21 protein-coding genes are annotated in these 23,395 nt (G+C 68.4%); 16 read left to right on the top strand and 5 right to left on the bottom strand.

Annotated elements, in window-relative coordinates; translation table 11 throughout:
* The first annotated feature begins 105 nt into the window (after positions 1 to 105).
* Genes IFU11_RS16105 through IFU11_RS16095 form a run of 3 tightly spaced genes read left to right on the top strand, consistent with a single transcriptional unit; the run spans position 106 to position 4,024 of the window.
* Positions 106 to 1,179 (top strand): ABC transporter permease, encoded by a 1,074-nt coding sequence (locus IFU11_RS16105; protein ID WP_159876454.1) that lies wholly within the window; start codon positions 106 to 108, stop codon positions 1,177 to 1,179.
* A gap of 2 nt (positions 1,180 to 1,181) precedes the next feature.
* The gene (locus IFU11_RS16100; protein ID WP_159876452.1) at positions 1,182 to 2,306 is read left to right on the top strand and encodes an ABC transporter permease; all 1,125 of its coding nucleotides are present in this window, start codon (positions 1,182 to 1,184) and stop codon (positions 2,304 to 2,306) included.
* Positions 2,303 to 4,024: a dipeptide ABC transporter ATP-binding protein gene (locus tag IFU11_RS16095; RefSeq protein WP_192019599.1), complete on the top strand. Its 1,722-nt coding sequence runs from the start codon at positions 2,303 to 2,305 to the stop codon at positions 4,022 to 4,024. Before IFU11_RS16100 ends, IFU11_RS16095 begins: the two co-directional genes overlap by 4 nt.
* Positions 4,025 to 4,189: 165 nt before the next feature.
* Here IFU11_RS16095 and IFU11_RS16090 read toward each other — a convergent pair whose 3' ends face one another.
* On the bottom strand, positions 4,190 to 4,504 hold the full coding sequence (locus IFU11_RS16090) for a YbjQ family protein (RefSeq protein ID WP_064294105.1): 315 nt from the start codon (positions 4,502 to 4,504) through the stop codon (positions 4,190 to 4,192).
* Positions 4,505 to 4,769: 265 nt separating this feature from the next.
* Between IFU11_RS16090 and IFU11_RS16085 the strand changes: the two genes are divergently transcribed.
* Both IFU11_RS16085 and IFU11_RS16080 read left to right on the top strand, forming a co-directional pair.
* A complete protein-coding gene (locus tag IFU11_RS16085) occupies positions 4,770 to 5,000 on the top strand; it encodes a hypothetical protein (RefSeq protein WP_086472426.1) in 231 nt (76 codons plus the stop codon).
* A gap of 46 nt (positions 5,001 to 5,046) precedes the next feature.
* A complete protein-coding gene (locus tag IFU11_RS16080) occupies positions 5,047 to 6,765 on the top strand; it encodes a bifunctional 3'-5' exonuclease/DNA polymerase (protein WP_192019598.1) in 1,719 nt (572 codons plus the stop codon).
* A gap of 76 nt (positions 6,766 to 6,841) precedes the next feature.
* Here IFU11_RS16080 and IFU11_RS16075 read toward each other — a convergent pair whose 3' ends face one another.
* Together IFU11_RS16075 and IFU11_RS16070 are read right to left on the bottom strand one after the other, a co-directional pair.
* Positions 6,842 to 7,945, bottom strand: coding sequence for a hypothetical protein (locus tag IFU11_RS16075; protein WP_192019597.1), 1,104 nt, complete (start codon positions 7,943 to 7,945; stop codon positions 6,842 to 6,844).
* A complete protein-coding gene (locus IFU11_RS16070) occupies positions 7,942 to 9,249 on the bottom strand; it encodes a heparan-alpha-glucosaminide N-acetyltransferase domain-containing protein (RefSeq protein ID WP_192019596.1) in 1,308 nt (435 codons plus the stop codon). The genes IFU11_RS16075 and IFU11_RS16070 overlap by 4 nt, the downstream gene beginning before the upstream one ends.
* A gap of 204 nt (positions 9,250 to 9,453) precedes the next feature.
* Here IFU11_RS16070 and rpsF point away from each other — a divergent pair, with 204 nt between their 5' ends.
* From rpsF to dnaB, 5 genes are all read left to right on the top strand, one after another.
* Positions 9,454 to 9,861: a 30S ribosomal protein S6 gene (rpsF, locus tag IFU11_RS16065; RefSeq protein WP_194718777.1), complete on the top strand. Its 408-nt coding sequence runs from the start codon at positions 9,454 to 9,456 to the stop codon at positions 9,859 to 9,861.
* A gap of 5 nt (positions 9,862 to 9,866) precedes the next feature.
* Positions 9,867 to 10,388: a single-stranded DNA-binding protein gene (locus tag IFU11_RS16060; protein ID WP_064295656.1), complete on the top strand. Its 522-nt coding sequence runs from the start codon at positions 9,867 to 9,869 to the stop codon at positions 10,386 to 10,388.
* Positions 10,389 to 10,453: 65 nt separating this feature from the next.
* Positions 10,454 to 10,717, top strand: coding sequence for a 30S ribosomal protein S18 (gene rpsR / locus IFU11_RS16055; protein WP_056010351.1), 264 nt, complete (start codon positions 10,454 to 10,456; stop codon positions 10,715 to 10,717).
* Between the two features lie 12 nt (positions 10,718 to 10,729).
* Positions 10,730 to 11,182, top strand: a complete 453-nt coding sequence (gene rplI, locus IFU11_RS16050) for a 50S ribosomal protein L9 (RefSeq protein WP_192019595.1) — start codon at positions 10,730 to 10,732, stop codon at positions 11,180 to 11,182.
* A gap of 575 nt (positions 11,183 to 11,757) precedes the next feature.
* Positions 11,758 to 13,131 (top strand): replicative DNA helicase, encoded by a 1,374-nt coding sequence (dnaB, locus tag IFU11_RS16045; protein ID WP_369808454.1) that lies wholly within the window; start codon positions 11,758 to 11,760, stop codon positions 13,129 to 13,131.
* Between the two features lie 32 nt (positions 13,132 to 13,163).
* Here the strand turns inward: dnaB and IFU11_RS20850 are convergent, their stop codons facing one another.
* Positions 13,164 to 14,174, bottom strand: coding sequence for a LacI family DNA-binding transcriptional regulator (locus IFU11_RS20850; RefSeq protein ID WP_192019594.1), 1,011 nt, complete (start codon positions 14,172 to 14,174; stop codon positions 13,164 to 13,166).
* A gap of 102 nt (positions 14,175 to 14,276) precedes the next feature.
* Between IFU11_RS20850 and IFU11_RS16035 the strand changes: the two genes are divergently transcribed.
* The 5 genes from IFU11_RS16035 (at position 14,277) to IFU11_RS16015 (ending at position 21,844) form a co-directional block, all read left to right on the top strand.
* Positions 14,277 to 15,629, top strand: coding sequence for an MFS transporter (locus IFU11_RS16035; RefSeq protein ID WP_192019593.1), 1,353 nt, complete (start codon positions 14,277 to 14,279; stop codon positions 15,627 to 15,629).
* A gap of 27 nt (positions 15,630 to 15,656) precedes the next feature.
* On the top strand, positions 15,657 to 18,152 hold the full coding sequence (locus IFU11_RS16030) for an alpha-L-rhamnosidase (protein ID WP_192019592.1): 2,496 nt from the start codon (positions 15,657 to 15,659) through the stop codon (positions 18,150 to 18,152).
* Positions 18,149 to 20,401, top strand: coding sequence for a glycoside hydrolase family 3 C-terminal domain-containing protein (locus tag IFU11_RS16025; protein WP_192019591.1), 2,253 nt, complete (start codon positions 18,149 to 18,151; stop codon positions 20,399 to 20,401). Before IFU11_RS16030 ends, IFU11_RS16025 begins: the two co-directional genes overlap by 4 nt.
* An 86-nt stretch (positions 20,402 to 20,487) precedes the next feature.
* Positions 20,488 to 21,273 carry an SDR family NAD(P)-dependent oxidoreductase gene (locus IFU11_RS16020; protein WP_191939909.1) on the top strand — a complete coding sequence of 262 codons (786 nt, stop codon included), beginning with the start codon at positions 20,488 to 20,490 and terminating at the stop codon, positions 21,271 to 21,273.
* Positions 21,274 to 21,334: 61 nt separating this feature from the next.
* Positions 21,335 to 21,844 carry an RES family NAD+ phosphorylase gene (locus tag IFU11_RS16015; protein ID WP_371742807.1) on the top strand — a complete coding sequence of 170 codons (510 nt, stop codon included), beginning with the start codon at positions 21,335 to 21,337 and terminating at the stop codon, positions 21,842 to 21,844.
* A gap of 46 nt (positions 21,845 to 21,890) precedes the next feature.
* Here IFU11_RS16015 and IFU11_RS16010 read toward each other — a convergent pair whose 3' ends face one another.
* Positions 21,891 to 22,388, bottom strand: coding sequence for a CGNR zinc finger domain-containing protein (locus tag IFU11_RS16010; RefSeq protein WP_124767761.1), 498 nt, complete (start codon positions 22,386 to 22,388; stop codon positions 21,891 to 21,893).
* 85 nt (positions 22,389 to 22,473) lie between these two features.
* Here IFU11_RS16010 and IFU11_RS16005 point away from each other — a divergent pair, with 85 nt between their 5' ends.
* Positions 22,474 to 23,346, top strand: coding sequence for an alpha/beta fold hydrolase (locus tag IFU11_RS16005; protein ID WP_192019590.1), 873 nt, complete (start codon positions 22,474 to 22,476; stop codon positions 23,344 to 23,346).
* Positions 23,347 to 23,395 lie beyond the last annotated feature (49 nt).

Below are 23,395 nucleotides of genomic sequence, written 5' to 3'. Positions count from 1 at the left end.
TCCGACTATGGTGAGTCGGACGTCGCGATCGGGGTGGCTCCACAGAGCCGCCCCGATCGTCTGTCCGGGCTCTACCGAGTCGGTGATCGAGGAGGATCCACTGCAATGACGGCAGCTGTCGCAACCCCACCCCCCAAGGCGGCCAGACGTTCCGGAGGTGGCGGACTCTGGCGGTACCTCGTCATCCGCTTCCTGCTGATCATCCCGACGGTGTTCATCCTCGTCACCATGGTCTTCTTCCTGATGCGCCTGACCGGTGACCCGATCACCGCGGCGCTCGGCGGTCGCCTCCCAGCCGACCAACTTGCGGAACGCATCAGCGCCGCCGGCTACGACCGGCCGCTCTTCGTCCAGTACTTCGAGTTCCTCGGGCAGATCGCCGTCGGCAACTTCGGCACGACGATCTCCGACAACCGCCCGGTCATCGAGGTCCTCCTCACCTACGGCTCCGCGACCCTCGAACTCGCGATCTACGCCCTCATCGTCGCGTTCATCGTCGGCATCCCGCTCGGCATGCTCGCCGCCGCCCGCCGCGACCGCTGGCAGGACGCGGGCCTCCGCATCTTCGCGATCCTCAGCTATGCCACCCCGGTGTTCTTCGCCGGCCTGCTGCTCAAGCTGATCTTCTCCGTCTGGCTCGGGATCCTCCCGGTCGCCGGTCGAGCCAGCACCGGCACCGAGCTGACGCTCCAGACCATCTCCAACCCGTCCGGCATCTACCTGATCGACGCGATCCGCCTCGGCGACCCGACGGCGATCAGCGACGTCCTCGCCCACGCGGTGCTCCCGGCGATCGCCCTCGGCCTGTTGACGGCCGGCGTCTTCCTGCGGCTGGTCCGCACCAACGTCATCGGCACGCTCGGTTCCGGCTACGTCGACGCGGCCCGGTCGCGCGGCGTCAGCGAGTTCCGGCTCGTGACGAAGCACGCCTACCGTCCGGCGCTCATCCCGATCATCACGGTCATCGGCCTGCAGATCGCGCTCCTCCTCGCGGGCGCGGTCCTCACCGAGACGACCTTCGAATGGAAGGGCCTCGGCTTCATGCTGAGCGAATACCTCAAGGCGCGTGACTTCGTCGCCGTCCAGGGGATCGTCGCGCTGCTGGCCGTCATCGTCGCCCTGACCAACTTCATCGTCGACATCATCGCGGCGATCATCGACCCGAGGGTGAGGTACTGAGCATGAGTGCTCCGACAGCCACCACCGCCGTGCAGACCGCGCCAGCGAAGCGTCCGCTGCGCGACCGCCTGCCCGTCGTCAAGCAGTTCCGCCAGTCGGTCGGGCTGCAGCGGGCGATGCTCGTCATCGGTCTCGTCGTCACGGGCGTGTTCGTGCTCATCGCGATCCTCGCGCCGCTCGTCGCGCCCTACCGGTTCAACCAGCTGCGCGGCGACGACGGTTCGTTCGGCACGCAGCAGGCGCCGAACGCGACGAACCTCCTCGGCACGACCGTCGGCGGGTACGACGTCCTGTCCCGGGTGCTCTGGGGCGCCCAGACCGCGCTCTTCGTCATCGTCTCCGCGATCATCCTGTCGATCTTCATCGGCGTCCTGCTCGGGCTCGTCGCCGGGTACTTCGGTGGCTGGCTCGACCGCGTGCTCGTGGTCGTATGCGACGCGGTCTACGCCTTCCCGTCGCTGCTGCTCGCGATCGTCATGTCGATCGTCATCAGCCGCGGGCAGTCGAGCCTCTGGGGTGGCATCCTCGCCGCCGCGATCTCGATCACCGTGGTCTTCATCCCGCAGTACTTCCGGGTGATCCGCTCCGAGGTCGTGCGCATCAAGAGCGAGGCGTTCGTCGAGTCGGCGAAGGTCATCGGTGCGTCGAGCTCCCGCATCATGTTCCGTCACGTGCTGCGGAACGCGACCCGGACGCTGCCGCTCATCATCACCCTCAACGCCTCCGAGGCCATCCTCACGCTCGCGGGGCTCGGCTTCCTCGGGTTCGGCATCGAGCCGACCGCGGCTGCCGAGTGGGGCTACGACCTCAACCGGTCCGTCTCCGACGTCACGAGCGGCATCTGGTGGACCGCGCTGTTCCCCGGCCTCGCGATCGTGCTCGTCGTGCTCGGCATCACGCTCGTCGGTGAGAGCCTCAACGACCTGTCCGACCCGCGTCTGCGCAGCCGTCGTCGGGTCGGCGCGTCGAGTGGATCGGTCGCCGCGACGTCGAGCATCACGACCACCGGTGGCACGCCCGACAGCCCCGGTGGCGCCGGGATGATGGACGCCGAGTCGCTGGGCGCCGTGAGCGACGCCGCGGCGGACAGCGATCTGGAGAACCGACGAGAGGACGAGCGCTCATGAGCCAGTCGACGCCGACCACCGGTCCACGCGACCTCGGCACCAAGGACATCGTCAGCATCCGCGACCTCGGGGTCTCGTTCTCGACCGATGCCGGCGCGGTGAAGGCGATCAACGACATCTCGCTGTCGGTCGCACCGCGTGAGATCGTCGCCATCGTCGGTGAATCCGGCTCGGGCAAGACGGTCACGGCCAAGACCATCCTCGGTCTGCTCCCGGAGACGGCGACCGCCTCGGGTGCCGTCGTCCTTCGCTCACGCGACGGTTCGACCGAGCAGGACGTCGTCACGGCGTCGGCGGAGCAGCTGCGGTCCATCCGCGGCAGTGACGCGGCGATGGTGTTCCAGGAGCCGTCGACGGCCCTCAACCCGGTCTACAAGGTGGGCTGGCAGATCGCCGAAGGTCTCCGCGCGCACGGGTCGTACACGAAGGCCGAGGCACGGGCCAAGGCCATCGACATCCTGCGTCGCGTCGGCATCCCGGAGCCGGAGGAGCGGGTCGACTACTTCCCGCATCAGTTCTCCGGCGGGCAGAAGCAGCGCATCGTCATCGCGATGGCGCTCGTGCTCGACCCCGGACTGATCGTGGCCGACGAGCCGACGACCGCGCTCGACGTCACGGTGCAGGCGGAGATCCTCGACCTCCTGCGTCGGTGCCGCGACGAGTTCGGGACGGCCATCGTCCTCATCACCCACAACATGGGCGTCGTCGCCGACCTCGCCGACCGCGTCGTGGTCATGTACCAGGGCGACATCGTCGAGGAGGCTCCCGTGCAGGAGCTGTTCTCCTTACCGAAGGCCGAGTACACCAAGAAGCTCCTGTCGTCGGTGCCGCACGTCGGCCGCGGCAAGAGCTCCGCGCCGGCCGAGGTCGAGCGCGGCAAGCAGCTGCAGCTCGGTGAGCCGGTGGTCGTCGCGAAGGGACTCGAGATCGAGTACCCGGGTCGTTTCGGCCGTGCCGGGTTCCGGGCGGTCAAGGGCGTCGACTTCACGATCCACGCGGGCGAGGTCCTCGGCCTGGTGGGGGAGTCGGGGTCGGGCAAGACCACGATCGGCCGCGCGATCGCCGGGCTCACCAAGGTGACCGGCGGCTCGCTGTCGGTGCTCGGTGTGGAGATGAACCGGGTGAAGGAGCGCGAGTTCGCCCCGAAGCGCCGCGAGATCGGGTTCGTGTTCCAGGACCCGGCGACGAGCTTCAACCCGCTGCTCACGATCGCGGAGTGCGTGGCGGAGCCGCTCATCGTGCACGGGCGCTTCGGTGACGCACGCGCGGCCCGGCGTCGGGTGGACGAACTCCTCGAAGCGGTGCAGCTGCCGAAGGCGTTCGGCGACCGGTTCCCGCACGAGCTCTCCGGTGGGCAGCGGCAGCGGGCGTCCCTCGCCCGCGCGCTCGCGTTGGAGCCGGCCCTGCTCGTCGCCGACGAGCCGACGTCTGCACTCGACGTGTCGGTGCAGGCCCGCGTGCTGGAGCTCTTCGCCGAGTTGCAGCGCGAGTTCGGGTTCGCGTCGCTGTTCATCAGCCACGACCTCGCGGTCGTCGACATCCTCGCCGACCGCATCGTCGTGCTGTATCGCGGCGACATCGTCGAGGAGGGGCCTGGCTCAGCGGTGCTCGGTGCGCCGAGCGACGTCTACACGCGTCGTCTCCTCGCGTCGCTCCCCGTGCCAGACCCGGCCGAGCAGGCCGTCCGTCGCGAGGAGCTCAAGCGCCTCCGCGCCTGATCCTTCTTCGGTCCCTGAGCCTGTCGAAGGGCCCGGTCCCTGAGCCTCACCCCCCGGTCCCTGAGCCTCACCCCCCCCCGGTCACTGAGCTTGTCGAAGTGCGCCCTTCGACAAGCCCAGGGACCGGGATGGAGTTCAGGGACCGCGTCGGTTCGGGCCCCGCACTCAGCCGAGCTTGACGGCGGTGCCGTAGGCGACGACCTCCTGGTAGTTCTGGCCGACCTCGGCCGCGTCGAACCGCATCGCGAGCACCGCGTCGGCACCGAGCGCGGTGGCCGCCTCGATGAGTCGCTGCTTCGCCTCCTCGCGGCTCTCAGCGAGCTGCTTCGTGAGCCCGGAGAGCTCACCGCCCAGCAGCGCCTTGAAGTTGGCGCCGAGCTGCACGCCCGCGTTGCGTGCACGGACCGTGAGGCCGGTCACCTCGCCCAGCACCTCGGTGACCTGGCGGCCGGGGACATCGTTCATCGTCGAGATCAGCATGTTCGCAGTCTGGCACCGCTGCGCCCACCCCCATAGGGGGGATGTCCCGGTCTCCCGGGCCTTACCGCGGTCACCGACCTCACCGCGGTCACCGACCTTTCACCGGTCACCGACCTTTCACCGGTCACCGAACTTTCCCCGGTCATTGAGCTTGTCGAAGTGCAAGCACGGTGGCGCCTCACCCTTCGACAGGCTCAGGGACCCCCCGACATCGTGCGCCGAGGCTGTCGGGACGGCCAACACGAGAGCGTTCTAATATATCTGTATGTCGAACCCCGAATCGCCGATCACCACGCACGGTCCACGGCCGCTCCAGATCCGCCAGGGTCTCACGGCCGGATCGATCGTCGCCGCGTTCCTGACGATCATCATCGGCGTCCGAGCGGGCTTCGGCGTCGCCGAGTACCTCGGCTCGGCGCTCTGTTTCGCCGAGCTGCTTCTCGCGGCGTACCTGGTCATGACGCGGGTGAACCTGGCCCGCGGCCGGAGGCGCTGAACGCCCNGCGTCGGGCGAGGTCGGCGGGTGACGGCAGACTGGAGTGGTGCACATCGTCCTCCAGCAGCTCGACGGCGCCCGCGTGCGCGTCGTGCACCTCGAGGACCGCCCCACTCCGTCCGGCGAGCCACCTCCGGTCTCCGAGACCACCATCCCGCGCGCCGACCTCGCGGCTTTCGTCCGGCGTCTCGAAGCCGAGCCGAACCCGCCGCGCTGGGTCTGGGACGACACCACGCTCTGGTACCCGGCGCTCCTCGCCGCGGGTGTCCGGGTCGCCCGCTGCGTCGACCTCCGGCTCTCCCACAACCTCCTCCGCAACGCCTCCTTCACCGCCGACTCCGCCCTCGCGACGGCTCCGGCCGGCCCGTGGGACGAGGTCCTCGATCCGCGCGTCGCCCAGCGTGCGGAGGCCGTCGGGACCCTCTTCGACCTCGACCTCCCGGGTGGCGAGCGCGATCCCGTCGCCGAGTTCACGCTCCAGCGTGACGCCGTCGACGGCGCGACACCGCAGGGACGCTCGCAGCTCGGACTCCTCCTCGCCGCCGAGTCCGCCGGTGCCCTCATCGCCACGGAGATGACCTTCGCCGGTCTTCCGTGGGACGCCGAGGCCCACGACCGCATCCTCGCCGAGGCCCTCGGCCCCAAGGTGCCGCCCGGTGTCCGTCCGGCGAAGCTGGCCGCGGTCCTCGAGGAGGTCAAGGCCGCCCTCGGGGTGCAGGAGCTCAGCCCCGAGTCGCCTGGCGAACTCCTCAAGGCCCTGCAGCGTGCCGGCATCAACGCGACGTCCACTCGCCAGTGGGAGCTGCAGGAGATCGAGCACCCCGTCATCGAGCCGCTGCTCCGGTACAAGAAGCTGTCCCGCCTCCTCACCGCGAACGGTTGGACGTGGGTCGCGACCTGGGTGAAGGACGGACGCTTCCGCCCCACCTACGTGCCCGGAGGGGTCGTCACCGGCCGCTGGGCGTCCGACGGCGGCGGTGCCCTCCAGCTGCCGCACCAGGTCCGCGGTGCCGTCCTCGCGGACGAGGGCTGGCGTTTCGTCGTCGCCGACGCCGCGCAGCTCGAGCCACGGATCCTCACGGCGATGTCCGGCGACCGCGCGATGGCCGATGCCGGACGCGGCGTCGACCTCTACCAGGGCATGGTCGACGTCGGCGCGGTCGACACCAGACCGCACGCGAAGATCGCGATGCTCGGTGCCATGTACGGCGCGACGACGGGGGAGAGCGGGCGCCTCCTGCCCCGGCTCACGAGGGCGTTCCCGCGGGCGATCGAGTTCGTCGAGACGGCCGCCAGAGCCGGTGAACGCGGTGAGCGGGTCAGCACCCGGCTCGGCCGTACCTCACCGCTGCCCGGCGAGACCTGGCGCGAGATCCAGTCGGCCGCATCGATGGAGGGGGCGAACGCCGCCGCGACCCAGCGTGCCCGGATGGAGGCGCGCAGCTGGGGTCGTTTCACTCGCAACTTCGTCGTGCAGGGCACTGCCGCCGAATGGGCGCTGTGCTGGATGGCCGGCCTCCGGACACGGCTGCAGGCGCTCGCCGCAGAGACGGTCGGGCCTGCCGCTGCGCTCAACGAGTCGGCCCACCTCGTCTTCTTCCTCCACGACGAGATCGTCGTCCACTGCCCCGAGCAGCAGACAGAGCGGGTCGTCGCCCTCGTGCGCGAGGCGGCTGCGGAGGCCGGTCGCCTGATCTTCGGCACCGCGCCGGTCGAGTTCCCGGTCACCACCGCCGTCGTCACCTCCTACGCCGACGCCAAGTAGCCCGCGAACTGTCAGTAGATGCGGGTGTGCGCGGCCCGCACTGTTCCGAAGTGACAGTTCGCGGGCTGGGACGGGCTCAGCCGCCGGTGATCGCCCGGACCGCGTCGCCGATGATGAGGTACCACCCGTAGACGGCGAGGGCGAGCCCGATCAACCACCACCAGCCCGTCCGCCGGGACAGGCGTCTGCCCTGCCCGGCCACGCCTCGGGGCGGACGGATCAGCGGGAACGAACCCCGCATCGTCGCCGCGTCGACCGATTCCAGTCGGCGATCCCGCCAACGCTCCCACTGCGTGATGCGCTCGGTCAGGATGTCGACGACCGACATCAGCCACCTCCACACCTCGGGCTCGAGGGTCGAGAGGTCCTTCGGCGAGTAGAGGAAGAGGTGGTCGTCGACGATCTCGACATCGAGCTCGGCGACGGTGTCGATGAACCTCGCCATGATGTCGGGCGTGAAGAGGTAGAGGGCGTCGGTCTCGTAGCCGCGCGGGCAGTACAGCTCGAAGTGGCGGTCGAAGTCGCCTTCGAGTGAGAGCCGCTGGTCCTTGGCGTAGGTGACGGGCAGGCGGGGGTGCAGGAGCGAGTTGTTGCCGACGGCGTCCAGGACGATGTGGGGGAGCGCCACCGGCAGCCGGAGTGCCACGTAGCCCCACCGATGCTCCTTGCGGTTCCGTCCCGAACCGATGGTCGTGCGCAGGTTCCCGACGGACAGCGGCGACCTGCCGTCCCGCCACAGCAGGTCCCTGACCACGCTCGTCCCGCCCATCGTGAAGATGAGGCCGGGCAGCGCCACCGGGATGGCGAACGGCCGGTAGCTCAGGCCGTTCGCCCGCGCGAACCGGTCCAGCCGGTACTGGCGGACGCCGCTGCGTCGTCGGACCGTGCGCACCAGCAGGACGAGCATGCCGACGGGCAGCGCGAGGTAGGGCAGGAGGATCAGGGCCGACCAGTCCCATGGCTCATCCGGCATCGAGCCGTCTTCGAGTACGAACCACCAGGCGGAGAGGAAGAAGATCGGCAGAACCGCCAGCACGACGGCTGGCCAGATCGCCGCCATGAGTGGTGGACGGACCTCGCCCGGGAGGCCCGTGCGGTACTCGCGAAGCGCGCGTCGGTCGATCCGTTCGGTGAGTGGTCGCGTGTCCAGCGTCGTGGTTCGTGTCGTCGGAGCGGTCATCGTACGTGCGGTGTTCCGTGGGGTACGGGCGTGGGCGTCATCGTCGCGGGCGTCCGGCCAGAGCGGTTCGCGGCGACCGTGAGTGCCCGGCCGGCCGCGTGGACGAGCGCCTCGAGCGGACCGCGACGCTTGATGAGGGCGATGATCCAGCCGAGGAGGAGCGCACCGGCGACGTGGATGAGCCAGAGCTGCGAGCTCGAGATCAGCCACGCCGTGTCCGCATACGTCCCGGCGATCGCGGCGATCAAGGTACCCACCGACGCCATGAAGACGTGCGCCGAATAGACGGTGAGCGGAGCGGCTCCGGCGCCGGTCGCCGGCAGGAGTGCGAGCGACCAGCCGCGGTTCAGGACCGTGCCGAGTGCCAGGCACAGGCCGATGACGACCGCCGCGATCCCGATCGTGAAGACGAGGTCGAGCGTGGTGCCCGAGTGCGGGGCGCGGGCGATGAGCCACCAGAAGGACTCCGTAGGGCTCGTGCCGTACATCCCTTCGGCGAGGGCGTCCTCGACGGCGGTGATCGTCGTCGGATCGGGCTCGAGGCCGCCGGTCCAGGCGCGCGCGATGCCCTGCACGCCGCCGACGGGACCGAGGAGCAGGGCGGCGAGGCGATCCGCGGCGATGGCGACGACGAGTCCGATCGCCGCAAGCCGGAGTGCGAAACGCCGCAGGGTCCCGTCCGCCCGAGCATCCATGAGCAGCCGACCGACCGCCATCCCGACGAGGACGTAGACGATCCAGGTGAGCGCCGGGTACACCCCGGTGAGGAGCAGCCCGCGGGCGAACCCGCCACCCGAGACGTCGAACCAGGATGCACTGCCGATCTCGGGGGAGTCCACGCCACTGAGCGGCACACGGAGCGCCTGCGAGCAGATCGGCCAGACCACCGCCCAGACGGCTGCGACGATCAGCAACGTGCGCGGACGCCAAGTGACGGCCGGGATCGCGAGCCAGAAGGTCACGCCGTAGTACGCGATGATCACGTAGATGCCGCCGGGCAGCACGCCGAGGGTGAGGCCGAGCACGAGCAGGGCGAAGCCGCGTCCGAAGAGGTTGAGGCGCGCTGCTGCCGGAGAACCGGCGGCGAGGTCGCGGCGGCTGGTGAGGACGATCCCGATCCCGGCCAGCACGGCGAACAGGGCCGCGGCCTTGCCGGAGAGGACCTCCGTGATCGGCGTGTGTCCGCCGGTCGCGATGTCGAACGCCCAGACGTGCGTGGCCATCATGCCGATGAGTGCGAGGAACCGCGCGAGGTCGAGACCGATCAGTCGGTCGGCGCGCTGTCGGCTGGCTGGGCTGCTCATCGGGTCCAGCATCCCACGCGTGGCGGCTCCGCGACAGGCCCGCGGTGGCGGTACGGGCTCCCGTCCGGTACGCTGTGAAGGTTGCCCGGGTGCGTCCGCTCTGTTCTCGCCCGATCGCAACGATGCTTACACCCTCCTGCCGCAGAAAGTCTGTGGCCGTTCGAGTCCGAAGGAGGTGGGTTAGTGACGCATCAGTACGAACTCATGGTCATCCTCGACCCCGAGATTGACGAGCGCACGGTTGCACCGAGCCTCGACAAGTTCCTCAACGTCATCCGCAACGATGGTGGAACCATCGACAAGGTCGACATCTGGGGCCGTCGTCGTCTCGCTTACGAGATCAACAAGAAGACCGAAGGCATCTACGCCGTCGTGGACTTCACTGCATCGAGCGCTGCCACGCAGGAGCTCGACCGTCAGCTGAAGCTCTCCGAGGCCGTCATGCGCACCAAGGTGCTGCGTGCCGAAGAGGCCATCGCTCAGGTCGCCACCGAGACGAAGCGCAGCGAAGAGAAGGCCGCCCGCAAGGCTGCCGCCAAGCCCGCTGCTGCTGTCGCCGCGGCTCCCAAGGCAGACGCGGCTCCGGCTGCGGCTGAGACCAAGGAAGCCTAGGGCTCATGGCCGGCGAGACCGTCATCACCGTGGTGGGCAACCTGACCAGCGATCCGGAACTGCGTTTCACGCAGAACGGCCTGGCTGTCGCCAACTTCACCATCGCTTCCACGCCGCGCAACTTCGATCGCGCGACGAACGAATGGAAGGACGGCGAAGCGCTGTTCCTGCGCGCGAGCGTCTGGCGTGAATTCGCCGAGCACGTGGCCGGATCGCTCACCAAGGGAAGCCGCGTCATCGCGACCGGGCGTCTCAAGCAGCGTTCCTACGAGACGAAGGAAGGCGAGAAGCGGACTTCGATGGAACTCGAAGTCGACGAGATCGGCCCTTCGCTCCGGTACGCGACCGCGACCATCAGCCGTGCACCCTCGGGTGGCGGCGGCGGTGGTCAGCAGCGCGGCGGCGGAGCTCCGCAGGTGCAGCAGAACGAGCCCTGGGCTCAGAGCGCACCCGCAGCTTCCGGCGGCAACGGCGGTGCAGATGCCTGGAACACTCCGGGCAGCTACAGCGACGAGACCCCCTTCTAAACAGATTCGATCGGTCCGGTTCTGCCGGCTAGCCGATCACTCCATTCACACGCAAAGGAACAACCATGGCTGGAAAGTCGAGCGGCGACCGCCGCAAGCCTGCCCGCGGTGCTAAGGGCGGCAAGAACGTCGCTCCCGCGAAGGCGATCCGCGTTGGCGTCATCGATTACAAGGATGTCGCCACGCTTCGCAAGTTCATCTCCGAGCGGGGAAAGATCCGCGCTCGTCGTATCACCGGTGTCAACGTCCAGGAGCAGCGACTCATCGCACGTGCGGTCAAGAACGCACGCGAGATGGCGCTCCTGCCCTACGCCGGCTCTGGCCGCTAGGAGGCGCCGCACATGTCGAAAGTGATTCTGACGCACGAGGTCTCCGGCCTCGGCTCCGCTGGTGACGTCGTCGACGTCAAGAACGGCTACGCTCGCAACTTCCTCGTGCCCCAGGGTTTCGCGACCCCGTGGACCCGCGGTGGCGAGAAGCAGGTCGAGCAGATCAAGTCGGCCCGCGCTGCGCGCGAGCACGCCACGATCGAAGAGGCCCAGGACCTGAAGGCTCGCCTCCAGGCCATCAAGGTCAAGCTCACGGTCAAGACGGGTGGCGAAGGCCGTCTGTTCGGTTCCGTGAAGCCGGCCGACATCGCGAAGGCCGTGGCGGAAGCCGGGCTGGGCGAGGTCGACAAGCGCAAGATCGAGATCCACACCCCGATCAAGTACGTCGGCGAGCACGAGGCCACCATCAGCCTCCGCGACGAGATCGTCGCCACGATCACCCTTCAGGTGGTCGCGGCCAAGTAGTACCCGCCGTGCGGTGTCGGGCCTCCGGGCCCGGCGCCTCATGCACGTCGTGATGAGCGGGATGGCGGTGGACCGAGAGGTCTGCCGCCATCGCGTTTTTCTGTGCCCAGAACGGGGGCGAAGGGCTGCCCAGACGCCTGTGTGCTACACCCGTTTCGCCCTCTGCGTCAAGCAAGTTGTACACAGGTGACCCCCGTTCTCCCCAACGTTCGACACAGGATCGAAAGAACTTTCCACACACAGCCTGTGGAATCAGAATCTCCTGGTCAGCGCTGTATTGCGCGGCAGAAAAACTTCTCTCTCCACAGGGTTTCCCACAGCTTGTGCACACGACACGCGGCGTTTCCCCCGATCTCTCCACAGAGTTATCCACAGGCAGAGTTGGTTGTGGAGACGAGTGGCCCTATCGTGAGTCATCGGCGTCTCGGAACAGCCGGACGAGCAGGCTGAGCAGCCCTCGTCCGTAGCCCTCGAGCGCCCCGCAGGGCCCGTGCGTGTCGCATGCTCCTGCTACACCTGAGTCGTCACCACCCGCACCACCCGAGTCCACATCGAGAAGGGATGTCCACTTGTCGATCGCTCACCTCAACCGCTCCGAAGGCGGCGGATCGTACGACGAGCCGCGCGGCAACGAGCGGGTCCCTCCGCACGACCTCCTCGCGGAGCAGAGTGCACTCGGCGGCATGCTGCTGTCGAAGGACGCGGTCGCCGACGTGGTCGAGACGCTCCGTGGCGTGGACTTCTACATCCCGAAGCATGAGGTCATCTACGACGCCCTGCTGACGCTGTACTCGCACGGTGAGCCCACCGACGTCATCACCGTCACCGACGAGCTCGTCAAGACGGGCGAGCTGTCCCGCGCCGGTGGAGCTGACTACCTCCACACGCTGACGAGCCTCGTGCCGACCGCGGCGAACGCCGGCTACTACGCCCGCATCGTCGCGGAGCGCGCGCTGCTGCGTCGTCTCGTCGAGGCTGGCACCCGCATCGTGCAGATGGGCTATGCGGCCGAGGGTGAGGCCGTGGAGCTCGTCAACTCCGCCCAGGCCGAGATCTACGCCGTCTCCGGTAACCAGGAGGTCGAGGACTACGTCCCGCTGACCGACGCGGTGAGTGCCGCGATCGACGAGATCGAGGCCGCCAAGCACACCGATGGTTCCATGACCGGCGTGCCGACGGGCTTCCGCGAGCTCGACGAACTGACGAACGGTCTGCACCCGGGTCAGCTCATCATCGTCGCCGCCCGACCCGCTATCGGTAAGTCCACGCTCGCGCTCGACTTCGCCCGTGCAGCCTCGGTTCACTACAACCAGCCGTCGATCTTCTTCTCGCTCGAGATGGGGCGCAGCGAGATCGCGATGCGTCTCATGAGCGCGGAGGCGTCCGTGCCGCTGCAGCTCATGCGTAAGGGCACGGTGGACTCGCAGGACTGGACGAAGATCGCGCAGGTGCGTGGCCGCATCAACGACGCACCGCTCTACATCGACGACAGCCCGAACATGACGCTCGTCGAGATCCGCGCGAAGTGCCGTCGGCTCAAGCAGCGCGTGGGGCTGAAGATGGTCGTCATCGACTACCTGCAGCTGCTGACGTCCGGCAAGCGTGTCGAGAGCCGTCAGCAGGAGGTCTCGGAGTTCTCCCGTGCGCTGAAGCTCATGGCGAAGGAGCTCCAGGTCCCCGTCATCGCGCTGTCACAGCTGAACCGTGGTGCGGAGCAGCGGGCCGACAAGATGCCGGCACTGTCCGACCTCCGTGAGTCGGGCTCGATCGAGCAGGACGCCGACATGGTGGTGCTCCTACACCGCGAGTCCGCCTACGAGAAGGACAGCCCGCGAGCGGGCGAGGCCGACCTCATCATCGCCAAGCACCGTAACGGGCCGACGCGCACGATCACCGTCGGGTTCCACGGGCACTTCAGCCGCTTCGCCGACATGGCGCCGGGGATGTAGGTAGGACCGCGTTTCGCGAGGTCGCCCGCCGTTCAGCGAACGAGCTGGTCCGAGGCGGGTATCGCGGCGCAGGAGTCACGGACGATGACCTGTTCCAGGACCGCTTCGGAGAGATCCGGCAGCTCGGTCCCGCTGGCTTGGGCGATCGCGACGGCTGCGAAGTTCGCGCCGTCGGCTTCTTCGTTGCGGCGCACGGTCGTCAGGGAGGGGACGAAGAGGGCTGCGATCGGTGCGTCGTCGTGGCCGATCACGGAGAGATCGTTCGGCACGCTGAGGCCGAGTCGCACAGCCGCTCCCACGATGAGGGCCGCGACGTCGTCGTTGTAGGCGGCTACGGCGGTGACTCCGGCGGCGCGCCAGTCACGGACCGCTTCGATCGCATCGTCCTGCCCGGCCAGTGTCCGCACGTCGAGTGGAACCCGGTCGTGTCGTTGCTCGTGCTGCTGAGCTGCCTGGACGCGCACGCTGGCGAGATCAGTCAGCCGGGGATCAGCCGTCGAGGCATAAGCGATGCGGCGGTGTCCGAGGCCGTGCAGGAACCTGAGTTGCTCGGCAGGTCCCGTTTCGGGTGAGGCGCTGCCGCCGATGTCGTCGGGGAAGATGTGATTGATGCCCTGAGCGCGCATGCTCACGAGTTGCTCCGGCGTGAACGGGGCGAACCCCATCACGACCTCCGGCTCGAGCAGCTCCCACAGTGGCCGAACGGCGCTTTCGCGGCGAGGCGTATACGTCACCAGGGTGTACCCCGCATCGTCGAGCACGCTGCTGGCTGCCTCGATCAACCGCTGCATGCTCGCGCCGACAGGCCAGTCGGGGAGGACGAGGAGGACGATGCGGCTCGCCCCTCGAGCGAGTGCCTGCGCTCCGGCGTGCGGCCGGTAGCCGATCCGCTCGGCCGCCTCCAACACGCGTGCGCGGGTACTCGACGAGATCGTCTGTCCGGCGGTCTGGTTGAAGACGAACCCGACGGTCGCGCGCGACACTCCGGCTTCGCGTCCGACGTCGGCGGCCGTTGGGCGTTTCTTCACGAGGGGATCGCTCACCGGACCACTCTGCCGTACTTGTGCTTGCGCGTGCTAGTTCGATCGGACTAGAGTGCAGAACTAGCGCGCGCTACCCGGCGCCATTTCGACAACGGAGTCCCCATGACACACGAGCCCCCACGCAACGAGACGCCGCGAGCGTCCGCTGCCCCCGCCCAGCCGTTCCCTGCAGCGCCGGCAGCCGTCGAGGAGGTCATCGACAGCGCACCCACCCGGGCCGAGCCGCAGGCGAGCCCGTCCTACATCTGGTTCCAGGTACTGGGGCAGTTCGGCGTCTTCGTCGCCTTCATCACTCCGCTGGCGATCTCCCTGGCGATCCGCCTCTCGGAGCTTGCTCCCGGCCGTGACGAGTACCTCGGCTACATCACCGGGTCGGGTGCCCTCGTCGTGATGCTCACCGCTCCGTTGTTAGGGGTGCTCAGCGACCGCACGCGTACGCGGATCGGGCGTCGTCGTCCGTTCATGATCGCGGGCACGGTGTTGGGTGTGGTCTCCCTCGTGGTGATGGCGCTCGCTCCATCCGTGTTGGTGCTCGGTTTCGGCTGGGTTCTCGCGCAGATCGGCTGGGGTCAGGTGCTGCAGAATCTGCAGACGTCGATGGCGGACAAGCTGTCTGAAACACAGCGTGGCAAGGTCGCCGGACTCGCGGGGTTCGCGACCCAGGTGGCGCCGGTGTTCGGTGTCGTGATCGCCGGGTCGTTCTCCGGGAACGCTCTGCTCCTCTTCCTGCTCCCGGGGTTCGTCGGAGTGATCTTCGTCGCCATGTTCGTGCTCTTCACGCGGGAACCGGACACGCGGGGGGCCCGCTTCGATGAGCGGCTCTCGCCGAAGACCTTGTTCAGTAAGTATCTGTACAACCCGCGGCGGTTCCCGGACTTCTCGCTGGTCTGGCTGGGGCGGTTCCTCTTCTACTTCGGTCTCACCCTGAACACGACCTTCACCGCGTTCTTCTTCGCCTCACGGCTCGGCGTCGAGGTGACCGAGGTCGCACCGATCATCGCCACCCTCGGCCTGTTCGGGATCGGAGCGACGACCCTGGGCGCGATCGGGGGCGGGTTCCTGTCGGACAAGGTCCGCCGCCGACGCGTCTTCGTCCTCCTCGGCGCCGTGCTGTTCGCCGTCGGCGCGATCGTGATGGCCCTGGCTTCCGACGTCCCGGTGCTGTACACCGGGTCGCTGATCACGTCGGTCGGCATCGGGATGTTCGCCGCGGTCGATCAGGCGCTGATCCTGGACGTCCTGCCGGAGAAGGCCACCAACGCCGGGCGGTACATGGGGATCATCGGCTTCGCCGTGTCGATCCCGCAAGCTGTCGCGCCGTTCATCGCGCCCGTCTTCCTCGCGATCGGCGTCACCGCCGGCGGCGGAAAGAACTACACACTGCTGTACATCATCGCCGCAGCGTTCACCCTGCTCGGAGGGCTCGTGGTCCTGAGAATCCGATCCGTCCGATAGCCCGTCACCACCCCTCGAGGAGCCACCATGTCGACCTGGACCGCGTCCTTCATCACTCCAGCCACACCCCGCCCAGCGCCCGAGGGACCTGCCGCGTACCTTCGCAAGGAATTCACGCTCACGAGACAACCTGCTGCCGCGACGCTGCGCGTCACCGCCGTGGGGTTGATCGAACCCCACCTCAACGGATCAGTGGTCGGTGATGAGGTCCTCACTCCGGGGTGGACGTCCTATCGTCACCGCCTCGTGGTGAGCAGCCACGAGGTGACCGATCATATCCGCCTGGGCGGCAACGTGATCGGTGCCGTCGTGGGCGAGGGGTGGGCGCTGGGCCGGCTCGGGTGGGAGGGCAAGCGCCATCACTACTCCGATCGTGCAGCCGGCTGGTTGCAACTCGAGCTCGAATATGCAGACGGGAGCACGGAGGTGATCGTGAGTGACGACACCTTCCGCTCCAGCACCGGTGGGGCGCTGACCGACAGCATCTACGACGGTGAGGAGTTCGATGCCCGCCTGGAGCCATCAGGGTGGGACGCGCCCGGCTTCGACGACAGTGCTTGGGCAGGCGTGACCGTGATGGACTGGCCGCAGGCGTCCCTCGTCGAACCTATCGCCCCGCCGATCCGGCGCATCGAGGAGCTCGCGCCGGTGGACATCCTCACCACACCCGCTGGTCTCACCGTGCTGGACTTCGGCCAGGTCATCTCCGGATGGGTGCGACTGCAGGTCACGGGCCCCGCCGGCACGACCATCGCGCTCCGCCACGCAGAGGTCGTGACCGACGGTGAGCCTGACTACGAGACGATCCGCACAGCGCGGGCGACGGACCGTTACACCTTGAGCGGTGGTGGCCCCGAGGTGTGGGAACCGCGCTTCACGTTCCACGGCTTCCGGTATGTGCAGGTCGACGGGTGGCCCGGCGAACTCACCGCCGATGCGGTCCGAGCGATCGTCGTGCACTCCGACATGCGGCGCACCGGGTGGCTCGAGACGTCCGATCCGCTGCTGAACCAACTCCACGCGAACGCCGTCTGGTCGATGCGCGACAACTTCGTCGGCGTACCCACCGACTGCCCGCAGCGGGACGAACGGCTGGGCTGGACCGGCGACATCAACGCCTTCGCGCCCTCCGCTGCATTCCTCTACGACGTCCGCGGCGTGCTCGGGTCCTGGTTGCGCGACCTCGCCGCCGAGCAGGCGGCGCGGGGCTTCGTGCCCTGGGTCGTCCCCGACGTCCTGTCGACCCCGTCATCGCCGACCGCCCTGTGGAGCGATGTGGCCGTCAGTCTGCCCTGGACGCTGTATCGGGAGTACGGCGACCCGCGGATCCTCGCGGAGGCCTACCCCTCGATGACCGCATTCATCCGCCAGGTCGCCGATCTGCTCGACGAGAACGGGCTGTGGAGCAGTGGATTCCAGTATGGGGACTGGCTCGACCCCGATGCGCCGGCGGACAACCCGGCCGGCGGGAAGACCGATCGGCACCTGGTCGCTGCGGCCTATCTCTGCCGAACCACTCGGGAGATGGCCGACACCGCCGGCGTCCTCGAGCGGCCCGACGATGCAGCGGAGTTCCGAGCGCTGGCCGAACGCGTGCGGACCGCCTTCCTGAATGAATACGTCAGTGCGAACGGGCGAGTGGTCGACGAGACCGCGACCGCCTACGCGCTGGCGATCGCGTTCGACATCCTCGACGAGTCCCAGCGGGCACACGCGGGGGACCGGCTCGCAGCGATCGTCGCGAAGGCCGGCTACCGCATCTCGACCGGATTCGCCGGCACCCCGTTGGTCACCGACGCACTGTCCTCGACCGGCCACCTCGATGCGGCCTACCTGCTCCTCCTGGAGACGGGCTGCCCGTCGTTCCTGTACCCCGTGACCATGGGGGCCACGACGATCTGGGAGCGGTGGGACTCGATCCGTCCTGACGGCTCCATCAACCCGTCCGGCATGACCTCCCTGAACCACTATGCACTCGGCGCCGTCGTCGACTGGATGCACCGCACGATCGGCGGCCTCACTCCGGTCGAGCCCGGCTACTCCAGGATGCGCATCGCGCCCCGGCCTGGCCGCGGTGTCACTTCCGCAGTGCTCAGACACACCACCACGCACGGCGACGTACTCGTCGACTGGCGGATCGTCGACGGTGAGGGCCGCGTGCTCGTCACGATCCCGGACGGCACGACCGCCGTGGTCGAGCTCCCGCTGCACCCGGATGCGGCGGCGTTCGAGATCGCTGCCGGGTCGCACGAGTGGAACTACCCCGTGGAGGACGCGGGCCAGGGCGGTTCGTACAACTTGGACTCGACCCTGGGCGAGATCGCAGCCGATCCGAACGCCTGGCGCCTGTTCACCGACGCGTTCGGCCGACACGTCCCTGGCGTGCCGCTGGACGGCGACGACCCCGGCGCCGCGGCCCTGTCCATCAGAACCCTCCTGGACTACATCCCGGGCGCATCCGAGGAACTGAAGACCGACATCGAAGCGTCCCTCGACGCCGCAACCACTGGAGCATCAGCATGACGTTCGATCCATCAGCACTGACCCTCGCGCAGAAGGCAGCCCTCCTCTCCGGCGCCGACTTCTGGTCCACGAAGAGCCTGTCCGACGCGGGCATCCCGTCGATCGTCCTCACCGACGGACCCCACGGCGTGCGACGCCAGGCCGGTGACGCCGACCACCTCGGCATCAACGACAGCCTGCCATCGACGTGCTTCCCCCTCGCCGTGGCGGTGGGCAGCAGCTGGGACCCGCAGCTCGCCGCACAGGTGGGTGCCGCCGTCGGCCGGGAAGCACGGGCGTTCGGAGTCTCCGTCGTCCTCGGACCAGGGGTGAACATCAAACGCAGCCCGCTGTGCGGCCGGAACTTCGAGTACTACTCCGAGGACCCTCACCTCTCCGGAGTGCTCGGCGCCGCTCACGTCACCGCGATGCAGGAGACGGGGGTGGGGGCTTCGGTCAAGCACTTCGCCGCGAACAACCAGGAACACGAACGGATGCGCATCAGCGCAGACGTGGACGAGCGCACCCTCCGGGAGATCTACTTCCCGGCCTTCGAACGAGTCGTCCGGGAGGCCAGGCCCGCCACCGTGATGTGTTCGTACAACAAGATCAACGGGGTCTACGCCTCCCACAACCGATGGCTGCTTACGGACATTCTGCGCACCGATTGGGGCTTCGAGGGCGCGGTGGTCTCCGATTGGGGCGCCGTCAGTGACCGCGTCGCAGGTGTGGCAGCCGGGATGGACCTGGAGATGCCCGGCAGTGGAGGAGCCACCGACCAGCAGATCGTCGACGCCGTGCTGGCCGGGCGACTCGACGAAGAGCTCGTGGACGAATCCGTCCGCAGGGTCGTGGCGCTCACCGAGCTGGCAAGCGATGCCACCGGTGATCTCGACGTGGACGGCCACCACACGCTGGCCCGACAGGTCGCGGCGGATTCGATCGTGCTGCTCAAGAACGATGAGTCCACCCTCCCCATCCGGCCGGACACCCGCATCGCCGTGCTCGGCGCCTTCGCGACCACGCCCCGGTATCAGGGAGGCGGCAGCTCCCACATCAACGCCACCCGCGTCGACACCGCCCTCGACGCCATCCGCGACCAGTCGTGGGCGGAGGGGGTGACCATCGAGCACGCGACCGGGTTCACCGAGGACGGCTCCGGTGACACCGCCGCGCTCCTCGACGAAGCGGTCGCCGTCGCCGCCCGTGCGGACGTCGCCGTGCTGTTCGTCGGGCTGGGAGACCGCGACGAGTCCGAAGGGTTCGACCGCGACACCCTCGCCCTCCCGGCCGCGCAGGTCGATCTCATCCACGCCGTCGCAGCGACAGCGGCGAAGACCGTCGTTCTGCTCTCGAATGGAGGCGTCGTCTCGCTCGAAGGCTGGCACGACGAGGTCGATGCGATCCTGGAAGGGTGGCTGCTCGGTCAGGCGAGCGGCTCAGCCATGTCGGATGTGCTGTTCGGCCGGGTCAACCCGTCCGGCCACCTGGCGGAATCGATCCCGCTCCGTTTGGAAGACACCCCCAGCTGGGTGAACTTCCCCGGCGAGCAGGGCCACGTGCGGTACGGCGAAGGCGTCTTCGTCGGGTACCGGTACTACACCTCGGCGGAGGTGCCGGTGCGGTACCCGTTCGGTCACGGACTCAGTTACACCACGTTCTCCACCGAGAGCGTCGTCGCCCGGGTCGTCGGTGACGCCGAGGTCGAGGTCGACGTCACCGTGACCAACACCGGTGAGCGCACTGGCAAGCACGTCGTCCAGCTCTACGTCGCCCCGGCACCGGCGCCGGTGCGCCGCCCGGTTCGAGAGCTGCGCGGTTTCGCGAAGGTCGACCTCGGTGCCGGCGAGAGCACCACGGTCACGCTGCGGCTCGATCGGCGCGCCTTCGCCTACTGGGACATCGAGCTCGACCGGTGGGTCGTCACCGCCGGCGACCACCTGATCCAGGTCGGCTCGGACGCCGCCACCATCACCCGCGAGACGGCCGTGACGCTGAGCGGAGACACGATCGTCCGCGAACTCACCCTGGCGTCCACGGTCGGCGACTGGTTCGGTCACCCCGAGGTCGGACCCTTGCTCATGCAGGGCATGTCCGCGGGGATGACCGCGGAGCAGGCCCAGCAGGCCGCGGAGAACCCCGACCAGCTCAAGATGGTCGAATCCATGCCGATGCAGCAGTTCCTCGCATTCGTCCAGGGCGCCATCCCCGAGGAGTCCCTCGAGCAGATGATGCAGCTGTCGCGATCCGCTGCGGGTGCCGCACGATGACGAGGGTGCCGCCGCCTGGCGGTCCGGGCTCGCCGGTCGGCCGGCCACAGAACATCCCGAGAACGACGACGCCGATGGAGGCACACATGAACAGATACGACGACAGGCGAGTCCTCATCACCGGGGCAGGCTCCGGTATCGGACAGGCGACGACCCTGCGGATCCTCGCGGAAGGCGGGACGGTCGTCGCCGCGGACATCAGCGACACAGGCCTGGCGGACACCGCGTCGAAGGCAGGCTCTGACCTCGAACGCTTCCATCCGGTGATCATCGACATCGGTGACGAAGGATCGGTTCGTGGCGGCGTGGAGGAGGCCGTCGGAATCCTCGGCGGGCTCGACGTCCTCGTCAACGCGGCAGGCATCCTGCGTTCCTCCCACACGGCGACGACCAGCCTGGAGAGCTTCCAACAGATCATCCGCGTCAACCTCACCGGGACGTTCCTCATGATCCGCGAGGCCCTTCCAGCCCTGCAGCGGGGTACTGGAGCCGCCGTCGTGAACTTCAGCTCCACATCCGCCGGCTTCGCCCATCCCTACATGGCCGCGTACGCCGCGAGCAAGGGAGGCGTGCAGTCGATGACGCACGCGCTCGCCGCCGAGTACGCCAAGGATGGCATCCGGTTCACCTCCGTCCAGCCGGGCTCCATCTCATCCGGGATGACCAGCGGGACGGGCATGAGCGGTCAAAGCGTGGGTCCGGGCCTGCCGGACGACGTCGACTACAGCCTCATGATGAAGCTCCAACCCATGCTCGGTGAAGGCTTCGCCTCACCCGATGCCGTCGCGGGCGTCGTCGCGATGCTCGCGAGCGCCGACGGCGCGTTCATCACAGGCACGGAGATCCGGATCGACGGCGGAACCCACGCCTGACCCCTCGATCACCTGCTGACATCGGGTCGCGCGCGACATTCCGCGGTGAGAAGCTTGCGTTGTGACCGGTATCGACCTGACCTTCGCGCCACCGCTGAGGGGCACGTTCTATCGCGCCGTCGACCCGAGCTTCCGCGAGTTCGCGATCGCCGGATCGCGTGCCGCCGGGCGCTACTCGCGGGCGAACGAGCCGACGCTCTACCTGAGCTCGTCCATCGATGGCGTTGAGGCCGCGATGATCGCACACCAGGATGCTCGGGCGGCGGCGCGCGAGATCGTGGAGGTCGATGTCGAGGCGTCCGGCATCGTCGACCTGCGAGACGAGGGGGCCCTGGAATCGGCAGGCATCGACCTCGCTGACGCAGCGGCCCCATGGCAGGACGTCGTCGCCGGCGGAGGCACGCCGACATCGTGGAGTGTCCGCGACCGCCTGCTGGCAGGCGGCGCGAACGGCGTGATCGACCCCTCGCGAAAACGCCCGGGGCTCTGGCATCTGGTGCTCTTCCGCTGGAACGAGCCTGGTGCGCCGACCGTCAGCTTGAGAGGGACTCATGTTGCCGCCGCGAAGTGACGCCGCGAGACGACGTTCGTCCTGATCCGAGCGTGTGCCGGGCCGCTCAGCTCTGAGCGCGGCGCGCATGCGTGCGCGCCTTCATCCGGTTGCCGCAGACCGCCATCGAACACCACTTCGCGGTGCCAGGTCGACTGTGGTCGACGAGGAACTGCGTGCACTCGTGGTTCGCGCAGGCGCGGAGGCGCCCGGGGAACTCCGTGATCACGCTCGACCACGCCAGCACGACCCCCGCCACCAAGCGATCGTCGTCAGGGACCTGAAGCTCCCAGACCACGCCATCCGGGGTGATACGCGGCGTGCGCACGGCATCGTCGAGGATGCCCGCGAGGTCTCTGATCGCTCCTCCGTCATCTCCACGGACCATGGTCTGCAGCGCCTGTCTCGCACGTCGGAGGCGCGCCACCTCGTCCACGGATCCCGTGCCGCCCCAGCTGCGCGCCAGGTCTCGTCCGGTCGCCCCCTCGAGACGGTCGGTCGGGGTGCCCTCGACGACCGGCGCACTGTTCAACAGGCCCAGCAGCAGCTCCTCGTCGCGAAGCATCGTTCTCCGTTCTCGTGCGCCGTCCGGCGTCCTGGATCCATGCTACCGTCTGACTAACCAGTAAAACAATCTAAAGGGGTTAGCAATGGTCACCGTCCACCACCGCACCGTCTCGATCGACGGGCTCGACGTCTTCTACCGCGAGGCCGGCCCGGCAGACGCTCCCGTGCTCCTGCTCCTCCACGGGTACCCGAGCAGCTCCCACATGTTCCGGCACCTCATCCCGGCGCTTGCCGGCCAGTACCGCGTCATCGCTCCGGACCACATCGGCTTCGGTCGCTCCTCCACCCCATCGGTCGACGGGTTCGAGTACACCTTCGCGGCCCTCGCAGGGGTCACCGGCCGGTTCCTCTCGACCATCGGCGTGACGCAGTACACGATCTACGTCCAGGACTACGGCGCCCCGGTCGGCTGGCGCCTGGCCCTCAACGACCCCACTGCCGTCGTCGGGGTCATCTCCCAGAACGGCAACGCCTACGAAGAAGGCTTCGTGCCGAGCTTCTGGGACCCGATCTGGGCCGACGCGGCCGAGCGGACCGCCGAGACGCGCGACGCGCTCCGTCCAGCCCTCGGCCGGGAAGCCGTCGAATGGCAGTACACCCACGGCGTACCGGACGTGACGACCGTCGACCCCGACGCCTGGGAGCACGACCTCGCGCTCCTCGCCCGTCCGGGTCAGGACGACGTGCAGCTGGCGCTCTTCCGCGACTACGCCACCAACCGGGACCTCTACCCCGCGGTGCACGAATGGCTCCGCACCTCACAGGTACCGGTGCTCGCGATCTGGGGGCGTAACGACGAGATCTTCGCCGCCGCCGGTGCCACAGCGTTCACCCGCGACGCCCCCGATGCTCGCGTCGAGCTCGTCGACGGCGGCCACTTCCTCCTCGAATCCGACCTCGACCATGTCGCTGACACCATCACGGACTGGCTCCGGATGAGTGACCGAAGCGCATAGTCCGCCGGGTCAGTCCGTCCACCTGGACCGAGGTCAGCGGCGGCGCGTT

This window comes from Plantibacter sp. CFBP 8804 (assembly GCF_014841225.1).
Taxonomy (GTDB): domain Bacteria; phylum Actinomycetota; class Actinomycetes; order Actinomycetales; family Microbacteriaceae; genus Plantibacter; species Plantibacter auratus.
Note: the sequence above shows the minus strand (reverse complement) of the source record. Positions and strands in the feature narration are given on the sequence as shown.

Bases quoted from the DNA above. Each gene is read 5' to 3' on its own strand.
- IFU11_RS16105 (WP_159876454.1), top strand. From the start codon at position 106: ATGACGGCAGCTGTCGCAACCCCACCCCCCAAGGCGGCCAGACGTTCC.
- IFU11_RS16100 (WP_159876452.1), top strand. From the start codon at position 1,182: ATGAGTGCTCCGACAGCCACCACCGCCGTGCAGACCGCGCCAGCGAAG.
- IFU11_RS16095 (WP_192019599.1), top strand. From the start codon at position 2,303: ATGAGCCAGTCGACGCCGACCACCGGTCCACGCGACCTCGGCACCAAG.
- IFU11_RS16090 (WP_064294105.1), bottom strand. From the start codon at position 4,504: ATGCTGATCTCGACGATGAACGATGTCCCCGGCCGCCAGGTCACCGAG.
- IFU11_RS16085 (WP_086472426.1), top strand. From the start codon at position 4,770: ATGTCGAACCCCGAATCGCCGATCACCACGCACGGTCCACGGCCGCTC.
- IFU11_RS16075 (WP_192019597.1), bottom strand. From the start codon at position 7,945: ATGACCGCTCCGACGACACGAACCACGACGCTGGACACGCGACCACTC.
- IFU11_RS16070 (WP_192019596.1), bottom strand. From the start codon at position 9,249: ATGAGCAGCCCAGCCAGCCGACAGCGCGCCGACCGACTGATCGGTCTC.
- rpsF (WP_194718777.1), top strand. From the start codon at position 9,454: ATGGTCATCCTCGACCCCGAGATTGACGAGCGCACGGTTGCACCGAGC.
- IFU11_RS16060 (WP_064295656.1), top strand. From the start codon at position 9,867: ATGGCCGGCGAGACCGTCATCACCGTGGTGGGCAACCTGACCAGCGAT.
- rpsR (WP_056010351.1), top strand. From the start codon at position 10,454: ATGGCTGGAAAGTCGAGCGGCGACCGCCGCAAGCCTGCCCGCGGTGCT.
- rplI (WP_192019595.1), top strand. From the start codon at position 10,730: ATGTCGAAAGTGATTCTGACGCACGAGGTCTCCGGCCTCGGCTCCGCT.
- IFU11_RS16035 (WP_192019593.1), top strand. From the start codon at position 14,277: ATGACACACGAGCCCCCACGCAACGAGACGCCGCGAGCGTCCGCTGCC.
- IFU11_RS16030 (WP_192019592.1), top strand. From the start codon at position 15,657: ATGTCGACCTGGACCGCGTCCTTCATCACTCCAGCCACACCCCGCCCA.
- IFU11_RS16025 (WP_192019591.1), top strand. From the start codon at position 18,149: ATGACGTTCGATCCATCAGCACTGACCCTCGCGCAGAAGGCAGCCCTC.
- IFU11_RS16020 (WP_191939909.1), top strand. From the start codon at position 20,488: ATGAACAGATACGACGACAGGCGAGTCCTCATCACCGGGGCAGGCTCC.
- IFU11_RS16010 (WP_124767761.1), bottom strand. From the start codon at position 22,388: ATGCTTCGCGACGAGGAGCTGCTGCTGGGCCTGTTGAACAGTGCGCCG.
- IFU11_RS16005 (WP_192019590.1), top strand. From the start codon at position 22,474: ATGGTCACCGTCCACCACCGCACCGTCTCGATCGACGGGCTCGACGTC.